The organism is Parcubacteria group bacterium, assembly GCA_016204045.1.
In the GTDB taxonomy this organism is placed as follows: Bacteria; Patescibacteriota; Minisyncoccia; order Phycocordibacterales; family UBA2135; genus JACQLQ01.
Genome location: JACQLQ010000001.1, coordinates 368,909 through 387,147, shown reverse-complemented (window position 1 = coordinate 387,147; position 18,239 = coordinate 368,909). Strand labels below are relative to the sequence as shown.

At 51.3% G+C, this 18,239-nt stretch carries 24 protein-coding genes; 4 read left to right on the top strand and 20 right to left on the bottom strand.

Translation table 11 applies throughout. The features are described from left to right. Positions 1-147 precede the first annotated feature (147 nt). The 4 genes from HY455_02365 to HY455_02350 all read right to left on the bottom strand — a co-directional run bounded on the left by HY455_02365 (position 148) and on the right by HY455_02350 (position 2,884). Entirely contained in the window at positions 148-843 is a 696-nt protein-coding gene (locus HY455_02365; GenBank protein MBI4118351.1) for a hypothetical protein, read from the bottom strand. 249 nt (positions 844-1,092) lie between these two features. Further along, positions 1,093-1,347, bottom strand: coding sequence for a hypothetical protein (locus HY455_02360; GenBank protein ID MBI4118350.1), 255 nt, complete (start codon positions 1,345-1,347; stop codon positions 1,093-1,095). A gap of 100 nt (positions 1,348-1,447) precedes the next feature. Further along, positions 1,448-1,597, bottom strand: coding sequence for a hypothetical protein (locus tag HY455_02355; GenBank protein MBI4118349.1), 150 nt, complete (start codon positions 1,595-1,597; stop codon positions 1,448-1,450). A gap of 123 nt (positions 1,598-1,720) precedes the next feature. Beyond that, positions 1,721-2,884: a hypothetical protein gene (locus HY455_02350; GenBank protein ID MBI4118348.1), complete on the bottom strand. Its 1,164-nt coding sequence runs from the start codon at positions 2,882-2,884 to the stop codon at positions 1,721-1,723. Between the two features lie 117 nt (positions 2,885-3,001). Between HY455_02350 and HY455_02345 the strand changes: the two genes are divergently transcribed. Further along, positions 3,002-4,126 carry a hypothetical protein gene (locus HY455_02345; protein ID MBI4118347.1) on the top strand — a complete coding sequence of 375 codons (1,125 nt, stop codon included), beginning with the start codon at positions 3,002-3,004 and terminating at the stop codon, positions 4,124-4,126. Positions 4,127-4,164: 38 nt separating this feature from the next. Here the strand turns inward: HY455_02345 and HY455_02340 are convergent, their stop codons facing one another. The 11 genes from HY455_02340 to serS form a co-directional block, all read right to left on the bottom strand. After that, a complete protein-coding gene (locus HY455_02340; protein ID MBI4118346.1) occupies positions 4,165-4,803 on the bottom strand; it encodes a histidine phosphatase family protein in 639 nt (212 codons plus the stop codon). Continuing rightward, positions 4,800-5,060, bottom strand: coding sequence for a GIY-YIG nuclease family protein (locus HY455_02335; protein MBI4118345.1), 261 nt, complete (start codon positions 5,058-5,060; stop codon positions 4,800-4,802). The genes HY455_02340 and HY455_02335 overlap by 4 nt, the downstream gene beginning before the upstream one ends. 23 nt (positions 5,061-5,083) lie before the next feature. Then, on the bottom strand, positions 5,084-5,485 hold the full coding sequence (locus tag HY455_02330) for an HXXEE domain-containing protein (GenBank protein MBI4118344.1): 402 nt from the start codon (positions 5,483-5,485) through the stop codon (positions 5,084-5,086). A gap of 19 nt (positions 5,486-5,504) precedes the next feature. Beyond that, positions 5,505-6,548, bottom strand: a complete 1,044-nt coding sequence (gene dnaX / locus HY455_02325; GenBank protein ID MBI4118343.1) for a DNA polymerase III subunit gamma/tau — start codon at positions 6,546-6,548, stop codon at positions 5,505-5,507. 54 nt (positions 6,549-6,602) lie between these two features. Further along, positions 6,603-7,043 carry a hypothetical protein gene (locus HY455_02320; GenBank protein ID MBI4118342.1) on the bottom strand — a complete coding sequence of 147 codons (441 nt, stop codon included), beginning with the start codon at positions 7,041-7,043 and terminating at the stop codon, positions 6,603-6,605. 14 nt (positions 7,044-7,057) lie between these two features. Next, complete coding sequence (locus tag HY455_02315) at positions 7,058-7,564, bottom strand: hypothetical protein (protein ID MBI4118341.1); 507 nt, start codon at positions 7,562-7,564, stop codon at positions 7,058-7,060. Positions 7,565-7,690: 126 nt separating this feature from the next. Beyond that, a complete protein-coding gene (locus HY455_02310; protein MBI4118340.1) occupies positions 7,691-8,089 on the bottom strand; it encodes an NUDIX domain-containing protein in 399 nt (132 codons plus the stop codon). Between the two features lie 123 nt (positions 8,090-8,212). Continuing rightward, entirely contained in the window at positions 8,213-8,560 is a 348-nt protein-coding gene (locus HY455_02305) for a hypothetical protein (protein MBI4118339.1), read from the bottom strand. 128 nt (positions 8,561-8,688) lie between these two features. After that, entirely contained in the window at positions 8,689-9,021 is a 333-nt protein-coding gene (locus HY455_02300; protein ID MBI4118338.1) for a hypothetical protein, read from the bottom strand. Between the two features lie 95 nt (positions 9,022-9,116). Further along, positions 9,117-9,995: a hypothetical protein gene (locus HY455_02295; protein MBI4118337.1), complete on the bottom strand. Its 879-nt coding sequence runs from the start codon at positions 9,993-9,995 to the stop codon at positions 9,117-9,119. Between the two features lies 1 nt (position 9,996). Beyond that, on the bottom strand, positions 9,997-11,271 hold the full coding sequence (serS, locus tag HY455_02290; protein MBI4118336.1) for a serine--tRNA ligase: 1,275 nt from the start codon (positions 11,269-11,271) through the stop codon (positions 9,997-9,999). A 50-nt stretch (positions 11,272-11,321) separates the two neighbouring features. Between serS and dprA the strand changes: the two genes are divergently transcribed. Next, entirely contained in the window at positions 11,322-12,200 is an 879-nt protein-coding gene (gene dprA / locus HY455_02285) for a DNA-protecting protein DprA (protein MBI4118335.1), read from the top strand. Between the two features lie 25 nt (positions 12,201-12,225). Here dprA and HY455_02280 read toward each other — a convergent pair whose 3' ends face one another. Continuing rightward, on the bottom strand, positions 12,226-12,432 hold the full coding sequence (locus tag HY455_02280; GenBank protein MBI4118334.1) for a hypothetical protein: 207 nt from the start codon (positions 12,430-12,432) through the stop codon (positions 12,226-12,228). Between the two features lie 119 nt (positions 12,433-12,551). Here HY455_02280 and topA point away from each other — a divergent pair, with 119 nt between their 5' ends. Then, the gene (gene topA / locus HY455_02275; protein MBI4118333.1) at positions 12,552-14,747 is read left to right on the top strand and encodes a type I DNA topoisomerase; all 2,196 of its coding nucleotides are present in this window, start codon (positions 12,552-12,554) and stop codon (positions 14,745-14,747) included. Between the two features lie 61 nt (positions 14,748-14,808). Here topA and HY455_02270 read toward each other — a convergent pair whose 3' ends face one another. From HY455_02270 to HY455_02260, 3 genes are all read right to left on the bottom strand, one after another. Further along, positions 14,809-15,117: a hypothetical protein gene (locus HY455_02270; protein ID MBI4118332.1), complete on the bottom strand. Its 309-nt coding sequence runs from the start codon at positions 15,115-15,117 to the stop codon at positions 14,809-14,811. Between the two features lie 27 nt (positions 15,118-15,144). Further along, positions 15,145-15,414: a hypothetical protein gene (locus tag HY455_02265; protein ID MBI4118331.1), complete on the bottom strand. Its 270-nt coding sequence runs from the start codon at positions 15,412-15,414 to the stop codon at positions 15,145-15,147. Between the two features lie 79 nt (positions 15,415-15,493). Next, positions 15,494-15,667, bottom strand: a complete 174-nt coding sequence (locus HY455_02260) for a hypothetical protein (GenBank protein ID MBI4118330.1) — start codon at positions 15,665-15,667, stop codon at positions 15,494-15,496. A 45-nt stretch (positions 15,668-15,712) separates the two neighbouring features. Between HY455_02260 and HY455_02255 the strand changes: the two genes are divergently transcribed. After that, a complete protein-coding gene (locus tag HY455_02255; protein MBI4118329.1) occupies positions 15,713-17,152 on the top strand; it encodes a bifunctional (p)ppGpp synthetase/guanosine-3',5'-bis(diphosphate) 3'-pyrophosphohydrolase in 1,440 nt (479 codons plus the stop codon). 20 nt (positions 17,153-17,172) lie between these two features. On the opposite strand, the gene HY455_02250 is transcribed toward HY455_02255, so the two are convergent. Further along, positions 17,173-18,150: a ParB/RepB/Spo0J family partition protein gene (locus tag HY455_02250; GenBank protein ID MBI4118328.1), complete on the bottom strand. Its 978-nt coding sequence runs from the start codon at positions 18,148-18,150 to the stop codon at positions 17,173-17,175. Between the last annotated feature and the right edge of the window lie 89 nt (positions 18,151-18,239).

Sequence of the window (18,239 nt, the reverse complement as noted above, 5' to 3'; positions counted from 1 at the left end):
TTTTGTTGTTACATCTGCCCAGGTTGGCAGATTTTTTCTTACCATCTTATCAAAAGTATTCTAATATTCTTAAGAATATTAGAATACTTTTGATAAGATGGTAAGAAAAAATCTGCCAACCTGGGCAGATGTAACAACAAAAAAGAATTAGTCGCGTTCCCAAAACTCCTTCTCAAACTTGTCCAACCTCTTCGCCACCTCAGTGGCCCCATCGGCTGGAAGATATTTCCTGGCAAGTTCTTTGAGGTCATCTTGTTGTGAACCACTCAAAGATGCCTGGTCATTGCAATAGGCATCGACGAGAGCGAGCACCTCGACCTCGGACAAGCCGCGACCGAGATATTGCTTCGCAGTTGCTTCGACGCGGCCAGAAAAACCGACCTTAGCAAATGCGAGGACAACCCTTTCGACAATGTGCAAAGATGCACCAAACGGCAAGAAACCGGAGACCTCGCCCAACACATCGAAGTTGCGTCCCTTGCTTTCGTTCCAGGCCATCAAACATTGGTTGATGGTGAAGTCGACGACATCTTGGGAAACAGGGAAGTTGGTAAGGATGGCACGTACCGCGGCGTAGTTAGGCCCAAAGCTCACCGTGCCCGACCTGCCAACGCGCACCAATGCCTGACCCGCCGCCTCACTTGCCACAACTCTGCTCAGGCGCTCTGTCTCGGTCTCTTTCTGCAATGCCTTTCGGCCAAGGAGGACTTCGATGATGTTTTTGATCAGGCTCTCTTCGTGAATGGAATACGCGGGCGCCTGTGGTAGGGCAACCATATCATCGGCGATATCGAGCTCGCCGCTCCCATCACACCCCGCGTGAACCTCTATTCCGTGAGTCATCGCGTTGTTCCTTCTCTCGCCTTGTGTTCTCTGCACGCAGAATACCGAAAAATCCTGTTTTGTCAATCCCGTACGAAATAGAACGCGAACAAAAGCCATATTCGGGAAGACATTATTCTGCGCAACGTGCCTACCTAGTGAATCGCATGGTGCACACTTGAGCGCGCGTTCGCGATTTCGTACGGGATCAAACAATTCTTAAGTAAAAGCCGCCGCGAGAATCGCGGCGGCTGACTAATCGGCAAGCTATTACATCGAAAAGAACATTTCTTTGATGAAGATGGCCAGAGCGGCAAAGACTACCCACACATAGAAAGAGCGAGGAGAAGCCCTTTTCTCCTCATTCACTTTCGCAATCATGAGAGACCCAACTACGCCTGCTGCAAGGACGAAGGCGAAGGTGACCGTGGCTCGCGAATCAGCGAAGTCGGGCATACCCGTAAAGTAGAGGTATCCCAAGCTCCCAAAAAACGGGAAGAATCCGATTACCTGGAGCGGGGTCATGCGTTCCTCTCACGCCAACAACTGAAAAGAAAGTATCACGCTCTAGGAATTAGTCAACAAAAAAGCGCGGAAGAATCCGCGCCGGGCAAACAAAGAGTGACTATGCAGGTGGAGAAGACGCAACAAGCCACCATACAATACCGATGACCAGCACAAGAACAATAGCCGCAACAATGAGTGCACCCTTTGAGGTTGGAATGAGTGCGCCTACGATCGAGCCAACGACGTCGCCGATCACCTCGTCAATCATGGTGTCCCCTACACAGCCAGTGGTCTGAAGCTACAATGCCACAAGATTAAATTCGCGTCAACTCTCTCAAAAAAACCCAGTCGCCCGCCTTCGCAAAGCTACGGCGAGGCAAGGAAGACTGGGTTACTCTCTTGTGGCACGAGCGAGAAGTGCCTCTGCATTCTTCTTGGTTTCTGCGACAACTTCGGTGAGTCGTTTCCCGAGAGCGGGGCTAAGGAGCGACTCCAAATGCTTGTTCAGTTGCTCGAGCTTGTCGACGAGCGCAAGTACAGAGCGAAGCGAACGTCTCTTCAGATAGGGAGAATCTTCTGGCTTGAACATCCCCTTCTCAAATAGGGTGAGGATGGTCTGACACCACTTGATTTCAATCCAAAGGGCACGATCCGTGTTCGTGGCAAGAAGCTCGCGTTCACGAATGCGCTCGCCTTCTGCCATTTCAGTCTGAAAGATATCCATGAGCGACTGCTGACCGCTCCGCTGATGCTCAATGTATTCTGAAACCTGTTTATGAACTTTCTCGACAGACAAGCGATCAACAATGGCTCTGCGCGCCCAAGAAAGTAGGTCCTGTTCTGCAACGCCAAAGACTTGGAGCCGCGAGAGCTCGAGCGACACACCGTAGGGAATCTTCCCCTCTTCGGTAAGCGTTTGGATGTCGGGCGGCAAATCAACGAAACGAAGCGAGTGGGAAACCATCTCGGCTGAACGGCCAATGTGTTTGCCGAATTTGGCTTGCGAAAGCTTGGGATCTGCCTCGCGCACCAACTTGAAGAGAAGTGCCGTCGCCCGCGCATCTTCGTGAATCGGCACGCGCTGATGCGTATTCTCTTGCCACTGGAGCAGGAGCGCATGGAACGGATCAATGTTCTTAGCAACGGCAATACGCACTGAATCGTCGCGATAGAGGTGACGCCTGCGCGCTTCTTTGATCGCGCGCATACGCCGCTCGCCAGCGACGAGGATACGCCACACACGCTTGCTATCGCGCACGGTCGAATGAAGACTTTTCACCTCAAAGGTCGTGCCCCACAGTTTGTTGATGACGCTCACATACCGCTCGCAATGCTCGCGGCCCTGGAGCTCGGCAACAATGATGGGGTTCAGAAGTCCCGAATGCACAATGCTCTGTAGCAACGCCTCGAGCTCCTCGTCGGAGAAGGTCTTGCGCGGCTGTGGAAGGATATTAATGGTGGAAAGATCCTTGACCGAGAGTGCTACTTGCTCAAAGGATGCCTTATCAAATGTCTGCTCTCCGCCGAGGAGAGCGAGAAGCCTTTCGTGCTCCATCGTGTCCTCACCGTCGCAGGTCTACCCTTCTTATAGCACTCTGTAGAGTTGGTGAGTATGTTGACCACATGTGTAAAAAGATGTACAACGTCACAAGAACATCAGTGCGAGGGTGTCATGGAGGTTGTCGTCAACAAACGACGTGCGAACCACCTCCTTGACGTCCTCGTCGGACGCTACAAGGAGAAGGTATTTCCGTTTAACTTACCTGCGGCATACGTGCCGCAGGAGCTCATTCCCCCTTCGATCCGGGATGATGCGCTGACACTCGGCCGCTTCCTGTTCTTTGTATGCACGTATATGCGCGGTGGCATTGAAAGCCATACTGCATTTCGCCAACTCATACGCATGTGGGAAGCACATCCAGAGCTTTTCATACCACGAGAAGCGATGCGTATGACAGAAGATGCTATTGTGCCGATCTTACGCGAGTATATTGGTTGGGACGCGGATAATGCCGGACGATTCTGGCGGATAAATGCCGAGCGATTGGAGCGTGGTTGGGGTGGAGACCCGCGAGCACTCATTCAGAACCTCACTTCCTACGACGAAGTAATCCGACGGATCGCATACAAGCCGAGTAGCACAAAGAAGCCACTCTCGCTTGATCCGAATGACGAAGGGTTCATCGGCTTTCAGCACAAGATGGCATCGCTCCTCATCTACTTCTATGACTGGGAGGGATGGCTCAAGCCTCGCTTCCTCTATCCGTCGCCTGCGGACTTCCACCACTATCGCCTCTTCATTGCGAATGAGGCGGTCATGGTCACCATGGATGAAGGACGAGAGATCCGCTACCACGAGAAAGTGTCGGGTGTCATCCGTGACCTGACGCTTGAGTACTTGGAGAAGACGGGAGCTGATCCGATCGACCTCGCGGACGCGATTTGGCTCTACTCACTCCTTCTCTGCGGAGAGTCCCCCGCGACAGTCGTGAATGGGGCGCCCAAGGAGATATTGCCGCTCTTTGCGGAGGGTGATGAAGGACGATCGGGAGACAGTGCATGGAGTGCTGGGCAACTGAAGCGCCTCATGAGGACATGCGGAGCGTGCCCACTCCAGGACACATGTGTCTACGCTATTCCCTCACAGCCGTATTACCGAAGAGGAACACTGCTGCTTTGGGAACGCGAGAGGCCGCCGCTCATATTGCCACCTCATGCGCGCGAGCCCAAGGTTGCCGCACCAGATGAAGAAGTAGAAGAAGCAGGGCAGAAAGCTTTTTCTTTTAGCGCAGAGTAAACCCCCGATTTGAGTCGGGGGTTTTTATATGGGGGAAATTATCCCAAATGCGCGTGGTCGTTCCACGAGATGAGCTGCCACGTGTCGGGCTTCTCTGAATGGGGATGGCCCTTCTGGCACCAGGTGATGCCAGTGTTGGTGGTGACAAGAAAATTATGAATATGCTGCCAAAAGGTGGGAGTCATGTCGGGCTCGATCAAAACGCCAATCAGCGTAGTAAGAAACATGCCGTGCGTTACGACGACGATGTTGTCTTGTGGATAGTGCTCAAGAAAGGCAATCGCCTCTTTCGCCCGTCCGCGAAGATCGAAGAAGTTCTCTTCGTCTGAATAGTGCCACAGAGGGTCGTCATACCGCGCACGAACCTTGGATCGTATTTGTTCGGCCTCGAGACTTTTGTGAGGAAGACCGATGAGCTCGGTAACAATCTTCCGTTCGCGAAACAGCGGACTCTCGACTACTTCCTTGCCCGTCTTTTTGCTTATCGCCATGGACGTCTCGTGGGCACGTTTGAGATCGCTTGCAACAATGACATCAAAAGGGATGCGTGTGAGCCGATCTGCAACAATCTCGGCCTGCTTCCTGCCGAGATCTGTTAACGGTTCATTGGGTCCTTGATGAGTACGGTCCCTGTTGGATCCGGTCTCACCGTGACGTACGAAGTAGACGTTTTTCATCCCGTACGAAATAGGAAACGCTTTATCCTTGATTTAAGGTAGCGCTTACCCTTTCCTGATTTAAGATATAATTCTCGTGCTTGTGCATCGCCATTATCGCAACAAGCTTCGTAATATATAAGTTTGTATGGTCCTCGCATCTTTGTATATTCAGATTGGCCACTGTTGTGCTCCTTAAAGCGTTTCCGTAAATCATTTGTGTGTCCGGTATAAAGCCTTCCGTTTTTGGAGCTCTTTAAAACATAAGTATAATACATAACCATAGGATTTCGTACGGGACTCATTCTTGATGCTTAAAATTCTTTATTAATTCTTTCCAAAATAGAAAACCGATAACGGGGAACGCGGTGGCTGTTACCATGCCTGGGTAATACTCGCCAAACCGTAACGCTTCGAAGAAATGGTGGAGTTCAAAGATATAGATGAGCCCGACAAACCCCAAGAGCCAGAGCTGCCACTTCGCATTTGTGATGACGAGGGCAAGGAGGATGAGCGTCAGCCAGAGCATAATCTGGAAGAGCAGAAACGTAGCCTGGGGAATACTCATTGCGTCAAAGTAACTGAAGAAAAACTTGAAAATGGGATCGATGTTATAAAACCCAGTAACATATTCCTCCAGCCCATGCGCAATAAAGAGTGGGATGGATATATAAAAAATAGTTTTAAGTTTTTGGGAGATCATGACGGGTCGTGGGGTGACACTACTCTTCTCTGGGTTCACCGATGAGTTTGAGCAATGCGAGCTCGAGTGGGAGCTGGGGAATGTGCGCTCGACCCGTTTGTGTATACGCGTCGAGAAGAGCGAGGATCGTACCCGACTTGATGTTTTTCCCCGCGACACCGGCAAGGGTAGAAAGGCGGGCAAAATCGTCTTCGCCAAGCTCTGCCTTAATGCTCTCCTTCATGTCCGGCGCGTGACGAATGAGCAGGATGAAGCGAAGCTTTTTTAAAAGGAGGCGGACAAAGATGGTGAAGTCGACATTTGCTTCTGCGGCGCGCCGCACCTCCGAAAGCGCTTTCGCGGCATCACCCTCGGCGAGTGCTTGGATGACCTCGTTCACCAGAGCTCCTGATGGAACACTGGTCACCTTGGCAACAGCTTCTTCGGTAATCTTTTTGTCTTTCGTCGAGGAGATGACAAGTTGTAAGACGCCGAGCGCATCGCGGAAAGAACCGTCACCAAGCATGGCGATAACTTCTGCGGCCTCGGGCTCGATTGCATACCCTTCTTTTTTTGCGACATCTTTGATCGCACCCGCGAGTAGCGCCGCAGTGGGCTTTCGGAAGGTATAGGTCTCGCAACGGGAGAGCACGGTGTCAGGCACTTTCTCTACTTCAGTAGTTGCGAGGATAAAAATGGCGTGTGCGGGCGGCTCTTCCAAGGTTTTTAAAAGTGCGTTAAAGGCTTCCTTGGTCAACATGTGCACTTCGTCGACAATATAGACCTTGTAGGGAGACCGAAATGGGAGTGAGCGCACACCTTCGCGGAGTTCGCGCACGTCATCGATGCCGCGGTTTGAGGCGGCATCGATCTCGTGCAGGTCTTCGGGAGCGCAGCCGACTTCGCGCGCGAGAATACGCGCAACGCTCGTCTTCCCCGTGCCGCGAGAACCAAAAAAGAGGTAGGAGTGTGCAGGTGTGCCTTTCTTTATCGCCTCCATGAGTGGGCCGATGATGTGGTCTTGGCCCAATACATCTTTAAAGCTCTGCGGACGATGTTTGCGATAGAGGACGACGTGCGACATGGGTGGATTATAGCATAAAAAAGCCGCCAGTTTTGCTGGACGGCATACGATATACTACACCCCGTTCTCCGTAAACAAGGCGTCGACCTTTGAGAGAAGCGTCTCATCCTTCATCTCGGGAGTGACAAGAATCGTGGTGACGCGGGGGTGAATCTTCCTTGCCTCGATCCAACTCTTGTGCGAGATGGTGACGCCAAACCCACGCCCGACGCTTGCGTCAGAGACCTCTTTGGTGACGACGAAATCGATACCGAGAGTATCTTCGGAGCCGTTGTGCTCCGTCTGCCGAAAGCTTGCGTAGCGACCTAGCTCCACGGCTTTCGCAAGGATGCGAGCAACGCGCTCTTCGTTCGCGTATCCGCGCTCCGATTGCCGGTCAGCGTGCCGCTTGATGCGGTCAGGAGTCCGATATTCCCCCTTTTTCTTTGCCCGAACTTTACGCTTCTCCCGGGTTTTTTTGGTCGGACGCTTGTATAGATGATTGCTTCCCCACATCCCTTGTCACCCCCCTATCGAGAACGGATTTGATCCAAAAAGATTGTGGTTATCCCGGCAAAACTTCCGAGGCCGGAGATACTCATTGTGATGGAGGCCGGTGTGATATCAAGGTTGAGATAGTCAATGTTAATGGTGCAACCCTGGCCCATTGTCTCGCCCTCCCAGTCTGCGATGATGTGGAGCATGTCGCCCTCTACTCTCAAATCCCTAAGAACGCCGGCGACCTCAAGCGTCGGCATCTGCTCTTGGTAGCGTACTCGCTTACCAACGAGCGATGCCTTGTTTTTCAAAAGCTCCCCAAGTACCCCTTCGCAGTTGTCGCCCTTGGCTTGTAACTGGCCATTCGCAACTCTCCCGTCAAGATACTCCTTCTGCTTCGCTCTAAGGCACGTCCATCCGCCACGACCACCCATTGCCAGATAACGGCAACTTTTTTCGCCCTGACCGAGCTTGCACACTTCTCGTACGTGCTGTTCAGTGGGAAATCTTGTAACTGCCTCAATGGTGCTAGTGCTCATTGCGGGCCTTCCGTATTGGGTCGTCTGCGCCGCGCGTGCTAGAGATGATATAAACTAAAAAAAGCTTCCTGTCAATAGGATTTGAGGAAACAAAAATACCACGCGGGGCGTGGCATGAGCAACAGACTATCGTTTAGACAATTGACCTTGAACAAGAGAGCGGTGATTCGGAAAAAGATCTCCTATGTCGAGAATCTCTTGCGGGTCGAAAAGTTCAATTATCTCTCCACCCTCTCCCCTGTTTTTTGGTTTTGTTTCCCTATGGGGCCGCGCGACAAAAAACGAGAAATCGTGGTCACCTCTGTCCTGTGACTGAACAAGTGTTAGGTCGCCTGCGGAGAGTGAGATACCGACCTTTTCTTTGATCTTTCGGATGGCGATACCTTGGGGAGTTTCATTTCCTGGTCCGCCCTTACCACCAGGTAGCTTCCAATAATGAGGGGCTGGTTTCGTCTCATCCTTCAACAAAGGAATACCGTGGCGCGTAAAGAGAAGGACTGAAACGGTCTGTGGTCTCCCGGTCAATTTCGTCTCCTGTTGCTTTTTCCAACGTTTTCGTGACGTTGGTTAAGTGTCGAACATAACATGCAAGGGTTTTTATGTCAACAAAAAAGCCGCCAGTTGGACTGGACGGCGTGATACACATGATTAGGGAGCAGGGGTGACATACTTGATCCGCTGTAACCATGCAGCATATCGCTGCGGCAAATCAGGCCAAGCGGTAGCGGCAAAGCAGAGTACACTCAAGCCGAATGCGCTCACAAGGCCGACGATTCCGAGCGGGTCATATTTGTAGCCAGTGAGAACTGCCATCACGATACCGAGTATGGAGCAAAGAATGCCGAGGGTGAATAACGCGCCTCGTTGTGCTGCCACCTCTAACGCTGGGGTGGACACGAATGCACTGACCGCTATCGCAAAAAGAATTACGGACCAAAATGAGCACCAAATGAGTACCATTGTCTTCTCCTCAAGTTTCACCCTTAACGGCCCCATGCCATAAGGAGTGTTTACTTCGTACTGGTGCAGTTATACCATTTTAAGAAAATAGGTCAAGTGGATCTCGAAAATTGGAAAATAAAAAAGCCGCCAGTTGGACTGGACGGCGTGACGATACGAAGGCTCTAGGCAGGCCTCGGCGTGTGCGGACCACCGCCCCCACCAGATCGCGAGCGCCACTCGACGTAGCGCTTCGGTAAGTCGGGCCACGTAGCGAGGGCAAAATACCAGACCCCTAAGACGAACCCAATTGTGATGCCGATTACTCCGAAGAAATCGTATGCATAACCGGTGAAGAGAGCGAAAAGAACAGTAACTCCAAAGAAGATCACGCCCACCACAAAAGATGCAGCCTGTGGTGCTGGCGACCGACCAGAAGCTTTGGTAAGTGCCGGCAAGATGTAGAAAAACAATAAGCCGAGGGCGGTACACAAGCTTGTGAGTATCGTCCAGAACATGTTTCCTCCTCGAGAGCCTCTCCTACAGCACAATGCCATGGAGAGTGTTGGGGTCTGGAGAAGTTTATATCACACTTATGCGGCCGAGTCAATTTCTACTCAAATTTATAATAAACCCTTTTTGGGTAACGGAGATCCACATACTCTAACTTTGTATTAATATCGGTCAATGCAACAAGCGGAAGCACTTCGCTTTGGAGCGCATTAGAAAGCGTATTGGCCATCTCCTCCGGCGCGTTGTCCCGATTAAAAATGAGCCGTACTCCGTTTTCAAGGAGGAGCTCGTCCCCTTCCTCCTTCATCATGAGAAACACCGGTTCAATACCGAGCCCTTTTACCGCTTCAATAAAACTGGTCACTCGCGTGAAAGTGTCTTCTCTAAGGAAGCGCCTTCCGAGCGGCTCTACTCGTCCCTCCTCGACAGCAAGTCGCTCGCCTTCGGGCACACCATACATTTCAAAATACACACGACCCGAGAAGTACGGCGCGTTCATGAAGATGACACCATCCTCGTCGACAAAATAACATCGGTCAGGAATCTCTGTCTTGAGATCTCTCCCCTCTCCGCACCACAAATATCGAGGCTTACGTTCTGCAACAGTGAGAGAAAGTGCTGTGAACGAATCGCGTGATAGACGGGCAGACTTGAGCTCGAGGAAAGTGCTCAAAAGCTTTTTCTCAATCGTGTGATCAGGGTAGATGAAAATGTTCGCACGAGAAAAAAGATACACGTAACGCCCCTTGAGCGACTGCGTAACAAAATCTTTCAGTGTCTCTACTTCTAGTTTCTCGGTGCCGGAGATATGGAGTGTCTGTATGGTCACCCGAGGATTCCCCGAGCTCCACGCCGCCAGTCCAGTTAAGGCCGAGAGCGTAATGAAAAAAAGAGACGCGCCAATTAAGAGCGCGCGACTTCTTGAGGGAGGTCTTTTATACGATCCCTTCAAAATACTTCTTTTCGATGGGACAAACATACTAGCGATCTTTCGTAATCCGCTCTTTGCCCATGTAGGGTTGAAGCGCCTTTGGGATCACGATCGAGCCGTCTGCCTCTTGGTTATTCTCGATCAAGGGGACGAGCAGGCGCGGGGTCGCGATTGCAGTCGAGTTCAACGAGTGTGCGAAGCGGAGTTTCCCGTCTTCACCACGATAGCGAATATTCAGGCGGCGTGTTTGGAAATCATGAAAGTAGGATGCCGAGCTTATCTCGCGATATCTTTTCTCCGAGGGAACCCAGAGCTCGATGTCGTACTTCTTGACCTGGCCTAACCCCAAGTCGCCCCCGGCGTTAATGACGGTGTGGTACGGAATACCAAGCTTCTCCATTGCCTCTTCGGTGTTCCTGTTTATCCATTCGTGGTATTTGACCGACGTCTGATGGTCAGCTTCACAGAGTATCACTTGTTCGAACTTAAAGAATTCATGGACACGCACAATACCCTTGGTGTCCTTACCATGACTTCCCGCCTCGCGCCGGAAACATGAAGAGAAACCAAAAAACTTGATCGGAAATTTCTCTTTTGGAATGACCTCGTCCATGTGGTACCCCATGATGGGAACCTCGGATGTCCCTGTGAGATACGCGCCGTCTTGAGTTTTGTAGAGATCTTCTTCTCCTTGCGGCAAATACCCGGTTCCAAAAAATGGTTCGGGGCGTACGATGGAGGGAGTAATAATGGGGGTAAAGCCCTTGCTACTTTCGAGGAAGAAGTCTTGTGCAAATCGCCACAATGCGAAGGCAAGTCGTGCACCGTCGTTCTTTAAGAAATAGCCGCGGAAACCAGACACCTTTGCCCCACGCTCGAAGTCGGCCATGTCGAGCGCCGTCATGAGCTCGATGTGACTCTTGGGCGTAAAGGCAAACTGTGGCTGGAGACCCCACGCTTTGATCTCTTGGTTCTTGGAATCATCTTCTCCCTCTGGCACAGAGACATCGGGGACGTTGGGAACTTGAAGCATCAGAAGACGCCATGCTTTCATCACCTTTTCGAGCTCCTCTTCTTTCTTCTGAAGCGTCTCTTTGAGACCCTTCATGCTCCGAACCAGAGCTTCCCGATCGCCATCTTTTGCTTTAGCTATTTCTTCGCCCGCCGCGTTTTGTTGGGCGCGTATTTCTTCGACACCTTGAAGGAGTGAGCGACGCTTGTCGTCCTCTTCGATGAGCTTTGCGATATCAAACTTGATGTGTTTCTTCCGCGCGGCGTCGCGTATTAGTTCCTGGTTTTCGCGGATGAAGTTAATATCCAACATAGCTTTAGTATATAGTATTTGGTATTTAGTATACAATAATGGGAACAAGTATGACTGCAGCGGAAATACAAATACTTGCGCGCGAGCAATTTCCAAAAGCGCTTCTCGAGATTCCACAGGTGCCCGAAAGACTGTATATAAAAGGTGCTCTCCCTTCTCCTCTCGATTATGGCTACCTTGCCGTCGTCGGCTCCCGCAAATACACAAACTACGGGCGAGAGGTCTGTGAAAAAATTATTGCAGATCTGCGTGGCACACCCGTCGTCATCGTCTCTGGACTAGCACTCGGCATTGACGCTATTGCTCACAATGCAGCGCTTAATGCTGGGTTGCCAACGGTTGCCGTCCCCGGTTCGGGTCTTGGGGCACACGTGCTCTACCCGAGAACAAACCAACGCCTTGCAGAAACAATTGTGCAAAGCGGGGGTGCATTGGTTTCGGAATTTGAACCAGATTTCCGTGCGACGCCATACTCTTTTCCACAACGAAATCGCATTATGGCGGGGATCGCGCGGGGAGTTCTCATTATCGAGGCAGGAGAACGTTCGGGTACACTTGTCACCGCACGACTCGCTACAGAATACAACCGCGATGTCTTCGTCGTACCGGGACCCATCTTTTCGGCCAACAGTGCGGGCGCGAACCAACTCTTGAAACTCGGGGCAACTCCGGTGACATCCGGAAAAGATATCCTTACCGCATGGAACATGGATAGTGCTGCCGATGGAACCGCGGAGACACCAGGCGTGCCGCACGATTGCACTGAGGTGGAGCGCACGCTTCTCGAGCTCCTTGACGAACCCATGACAAAAGACGATCTCATCCGTGAAAGCGGACTTTCGATTACCGACGTGAACATTGGACTCTCGACACTTGAATTGCGCGGACTCACAAAAGAAGCGCTTGGGGAGGTGCACCGTGCCATTTAAAAAAGCCCTGAGGGGCTTGGGACAATTACATAGTGAACTTGGCGACGATTGCGAGTATGAACCCGCCCGAAATGCAGACGGCCCATGTAAACTTATGCATTAGCTCTCGCTTTATTTCCCCCACATCGCTATCCTTAATAATGAGTACGTAGACCGCCACAGCCGCGAGCATCACAAACGTCGCCACTATCCAATACACGAAAAGCCAAAAGAGCGAGATAAGACCGGTCATTAAACCTTTCCTCATCGAGTCGTCTTTCAAAGAAGATACAAAAGAACGGTATCAAAATCAAGAGTTTTTTCACTTAATTATTTGCAAAAAGCTAAAACATGTAGTATTAGTGTGAAGTCATGAAGCTCGTCATCGTCGAATCGCCTGCAAAGGCGAAGACTATAAACAAATATTTGGGAGACGACTACGTGGTGAAATCATCCGTTGGTCACATTCGTGATATCCCGAAGTCGAGCAAGGGTGCTATCGATATTGAAGCGGGTTTTGTCCCCAATTATCAAATCATCCCCGGGAAAGAGAAGGTGGTTAAGGAACTTGCCGCGGCATGCAAGAAGGCGGACGAAGTGGTGCTCGCCACTGACCCTGACCGTGAGGGTGAGGCTATCTCCTGGCACATTGCGGAGATTTGTAATCTCAATAAAACTCCGGAGAAAGTAAAAAGGATTGTCTTCCATGAGATCACAGAAAAGGCGGTACAAGAAGCGGTCAAAAACCCGCGCAGTATTGATATGAATCTTAAGAGCGCGCAGGAAGCCCGCCGTGTCTTGGACCGACTCTTTGGCTATGACCTCTCGGGGCTCATCTGGAAGAAACTACGATACGGCCTTTCGGCAGGCCGCGTGCAGTCCCCCGCGCTTCGTATATTGATGGAGCAGGAAAAAGAAATCAGGGCCTTCAAGCCAGAGAATTTCTGGGTGATTACCGCTGAGACAAAAACAAAGTCAGGAGATGGGCTCACGCTCACCTGCGTTCAAGAACCGCGCGATGAGAAAGAGGCAGAGAGAATTGTTGCGGCGGGAAAGAAGGGGTCGTGGAAAGTGATGGCAGTCGAAGAGAAGGAACAGAGACGCGCTCCACGTGCGCCCTTTACCACATCTACACTCCAGCAATCTGCGAGCTCACGGCTCGGCATCTCCCCGTCGCAGACGATGCGCCTCGCGCAAGGTCTCTACGAAGAGGGGCACATTACCTACATGCGCACAGACTCGACCAACATGGCCGCCGATGCGCAGAAGAGTATTTTGGCTTTCGTGAGAAAAGAATATGGTAATGAATACATGAGCGCCAATGTCTACAAGACGAAGAGCAAGTCGGCGCAAGAAGCACACGAGGCGATCCGCCCAACACATATTGAAAAGCAAGAGGTTGGGAGGACAGAAGCACACAAGAAGCTCTATGCACTGATATGGCAACGCGCTGTTTCCTCTCAAATGACGGACGCGAAAGCGCTCAAGACAAAGATTACTGCGAACATTGATGGTGGAGAAACCATCCCCGACTTTGCCGCGAATGGCTCGAGAATCGTCTTCGAAGGGTGGCTGCGTGCAGACCCCCGAGCGCGTGGTGAGGATGTGGAATTACCAAAGGTTGGAGAGCAAGATCCCCTTTCCCTTGTCGACGTGGCGAGTGAAAAGAAAGCGACCGAGCCACCAAACCGCTACACCGAAGCGGGACTCATTAAAGAGCTCGAAAAGCGCGGCATTGGGCGTCCTTCAACATATGCGTCAATTATGAAGACGCTCGTTGATCGTGAATATGTGCGCCGAGAAAACCGAACACTCTACCCCACAGACTTGGGCGATGTGGTAAACGAATTCCTCGAAAAGAATTTCACTCATTATATAAGCGACACCTTCACCGCAGAAATGGAAGACAAGCTCGACCAGATTGCAGAAGGTAACCGCTCATACGAAGCAACACTAAAAGAGTTCTACGGACCCTTCCATGAGGCGGTGGGTGCCAAAGCAGACATTGATAAGATAACTGACATCGCTCCTGCGCCAGATGATATACGATGTCCAGAATGTAGCAGCGCCATGGTAGTGAAGCTCGGGCGCATCGGCAAGTTTTATAGTTGTAAGCGATTTCCTGAATGTAAGGGTGCGCGTGTGCTCGATGGCTCGATAATGAAAAAAGAAGTGGCGGAGGAGACGGGAGAAAAGTGTCCGGAGTGTAGCAAACCTTTGGTAAAGCGAGCCGGACGTTTCGGTGAGTTCATTGGGTGTAGTGGCTACCCAAAATGTCGGTATGTAAAACAGGTTGAAACGAGCGACGGGAAACCCCTTGTGAACACGACGGGGGTGAAATGTCCTGAATGCGGCAAGGGTGAACTTGCAGAGAGGAAGGGGCGATTCGGTATGTTCTACGCCTGTACGGCGTACCCAAAGTGCCGCTTCAGTATGAAAGCAAAGCCAACAGGAAATATTTGTCCTAAGTGTAGCTCCTTAATGATGGAGGGAACCAAGACCATACCTGAACGCTGCAGCAACAAGGCGTGCGCGATGCATAATCCCCACAAGATAAAGCCGGAGTAGGTTTATCACACAATTTAAAAACCTGGAGCGCGCGAGTGCGCTCCAGGCTTGGTTCTGCGCGTTAGCGCAGGATGTGCGTGACGACGAAGGTCTCGATGGCACTCCAGTTGACCACGGCGAGGCGGATGAAGTACGCCGCCCACGTGGAAATCAGGAACGCCAAGGACCCAAAAAAGCAAAGCCCAATTAAATAGCTGATGGCTCCCTGGTTTAGCCGCTTGAATGCGGCGAAGCAGACAATGCCGACTACCACCGTGGTGATGATGATGGCTCCGGTCTGCATGTAGACACCGGTGACGCTTCCGAGAATCAAGCAAGCCAAGCAAACCAACACACCCCCCACCCACATGGAAATATCTTCATTGCTCATTGCGGCTGTCTCCTTGTGTTCTCTGCGTTAGCGCAGGATGTAGGGACTTAGCGTGTCCCAGTTGACCGAGACGCCGTAGGACACCCACATGAAGACGAGGGCGACCACCGATGCCAATAAGAGCGCGGCCGTGAAGTCGCTCCCGGCGCTGCACCTGTCCCATGAGACACCTGCGATGAGAACGAGGATCGCGGTGAGGATGATGAGGGCGGTAACTGTCAGGTAAATGCCCCCGATTACACCAAGCACAAGGCAAACGAAAATCCCGAGATAGGCAAGAAAGTCGTCGTACTGCACAGACCGCCTCCTTGGTTTCTTAGGTTAAGGTCCAGCTTTACCTTTTAATTATACATGAAAAAGCAGTGAAAGTCAACCCTTAGTCGCTTCGGGGAATGGTCATGTCGCATTCGGCGACGTGCACCATGGCATCCTCAACGGGCACACGGTCACCACACGTCTCGCAGCGATAGACCTTTGTATCTGCTTTTCGCCCTTTATTCTTAGGGCTTTTCTTTTGCTTTCCCTTGCGGATTTGGCTTTTCTTGGTCATCGCTCTGCCCTTCACAAATCGCTCTTTTCAAAGTATAGTGCAAACATGCAAGAGGTCAATGAGATCCTAACGCTCCTCCCCTCGGCAAGTAACCGGGACAAAGACCTGATCACTCGGGCATATACCTTTGCCCAAGAAATCCACAAAGATCAGCAACGCGAGTCGGGCGATCCCTATTCCCTGCACGTCTTCGAGGTTGCAAAGACGCTCGCGAACTTCAAGATGGATGCGGAGACGATTGCCGCGGGGCTCCTCCACGACGTCATCGAGGACAGTGAGGTAACGGAGGCGGAGTTGGCAAAACAATTTGGTGATGAAGTAGCCTTTCTTATACAAGGAGTCACCAAACTCAAAAAATACCAATACAAGGGACTCGAGCGCTATGCAGAAAGCTTGCGCCGTTTTTTGCTTGCGGTTGCAGAAGACCCGCGTGTGCTCATCATCAAATTCGCCGACCGCCTGCACAACTTGCAGACACTTAAGTACGTTAAGGAAAACAAGCAAAAGCGTGTTGCTGTGGAGACACTCGAGATATACGGACCAATCGCAAACCGTCTCGGCATGGGACGCATCAAGGGTGCGCTCGAGGACCTCGCCTTCCCCTACGCACATCCTGACGCGCACAAAGAAACACTTGTACTCCTGAAACAAAAAAGTAAGGAAAATCTCTCTCATCTAGAGAAGGTGTATCGGTCGCTTCAAAAAGAGCTCTACAAAGAAGGTATTAAGCCTGTGGAGGTCGACTACCGCGTGAAGCATCTCTACAGCTTGTACAAGAAACTGCAACGCTATGACATGGACATCGACAAGGTCTACGACATAGCGGCACTTCGTATTGTCGTCGACTCTGTCGCTGACTGCTACCGCGTCCTCGGCATTATCCACGGCGCGTGGCGACCACTCCCGGGACGAATCAAGGACTATATTGCCGCACCGAAACTAAACGGCTACCAAAGTATACACACGACCATCTTCACTGGAGATGGCGGGATCGTCGAGATTCAGATTAGAACTACGCAAATGCACAAAGAGGCAGAGTACGGTATCGCCTCTCACCTCGCCTACAAAGAAATCGGTAAGGGGAAAACACGCGGAGAACGTGACTTCAAGAAAAAGCTCGAGTGGATTCGAGAGATTTCGGAATGGCAGAAGCATGTTGCAGAGACAGGAGAGTTTCTCGAACGACTCAAAAAAGATTTCTTCTCTGACCGGGTCTTCGTCTTCACGCCCGATGGCGACGTTATCGACCTCCCGCAAGACTCGACACCCATCGACTTTGCCTACGCCATACACTCGGACATTGGGGACCACACCTCTGCCGCTCGGGTAAACGCTCGCATGGTGTCTCTCGACACCCCACTTCACAACGGAGACATCGTCGAGATTGTGACCAAGAAGTCGAGCATGCCCTCACACAAATGGCTCGGATACATAAAGACAGGACTTGCGAGGAAGCACATTAAGGCTGCACTCACAAAGAAATAGCCCGATCACGCGGGCTATTTCTAAATGGTGAAATTCTTTACTGAGTAGAGATCTCCGTCTCCCTCGGTTGGTGGATTCTCAATAATCTTCTCGGCAGAATCCTCCGGAGCTTGCAATGCCACTCCCTCGGCGGCATTTGCAATTTCTTCTGCTGCTTCCTCTAGGCGAACAATGCGCTCAAGGAGTCCGCGAAGGTCGTCGGTAGTAACAAAGTCAATCGCAACACGCCCGCCGCCGACTTCGCGACGCTCAATGTGGACACGTGTCCCGAGGCTCGAAGCAAGTTGACGTTCGATCTCGAGCAATTCTGGATCCATATCCGGAGACTTTTTGCGTGCACGTTCGTGCGCAATGTGCCGCGAAATGCGTTCTGCTTCGCGAACATTGAGCTTCTTGTAGAGAATATCTTTAAAGAGCGTCATTTGCTCATCGGGCTTCTCGATAAGCATCAAAAGCGGCCTTGTGTGTCCCTCGGTGATCTGTTGGTCAACTATTGCCTGCAAGATTGCTTCAGGAAGAGCGAGCATGCGAATGCTGTTTGAAACAAACTCACGGCTTTTGCTGATTCTCGTCGCAATTTGAGCGTGGGTAAATCTGAACTCTTCAGCAAGACGCTTGAATGCGCGGGCACGATCAATGGGGTTCAGGTCCTCGCGTTGGACGTTTTCTATGATCGCAATCTCGAGTTTCACCCGCTCGTTGACTTCTTCCGTATCCCCTTCGCGGATGATGACGGGGACCTGAGAGACACCCGCGAGCCGAGCGGCGCGCAGACGCCGCTCGCCAGCAATGAGCTCATACTCGGTGCGAAGCCCATCGTCTGTAGCAAATTCTTTTCGCGTTACAACGAGCGGCTGCAAGATACCATACTGACGGATGGATTCGGAGAGGTCCTTTAACTTCGCTTCATCAAATTCCCGCCGAGGTTGATAGGGGTTCGGTTTAATCTTCTCTGTTTCCACCCAGAAAATAGATTGGTTATAGGGTCGCTTGTCCATAGGTGACGTTTTACATTTAAAATCTAGAGTGTAGAGTTTGGAAGTCATTTCATTATATCAAAATTGATCGGAGCAGCAAATTGAAGTAC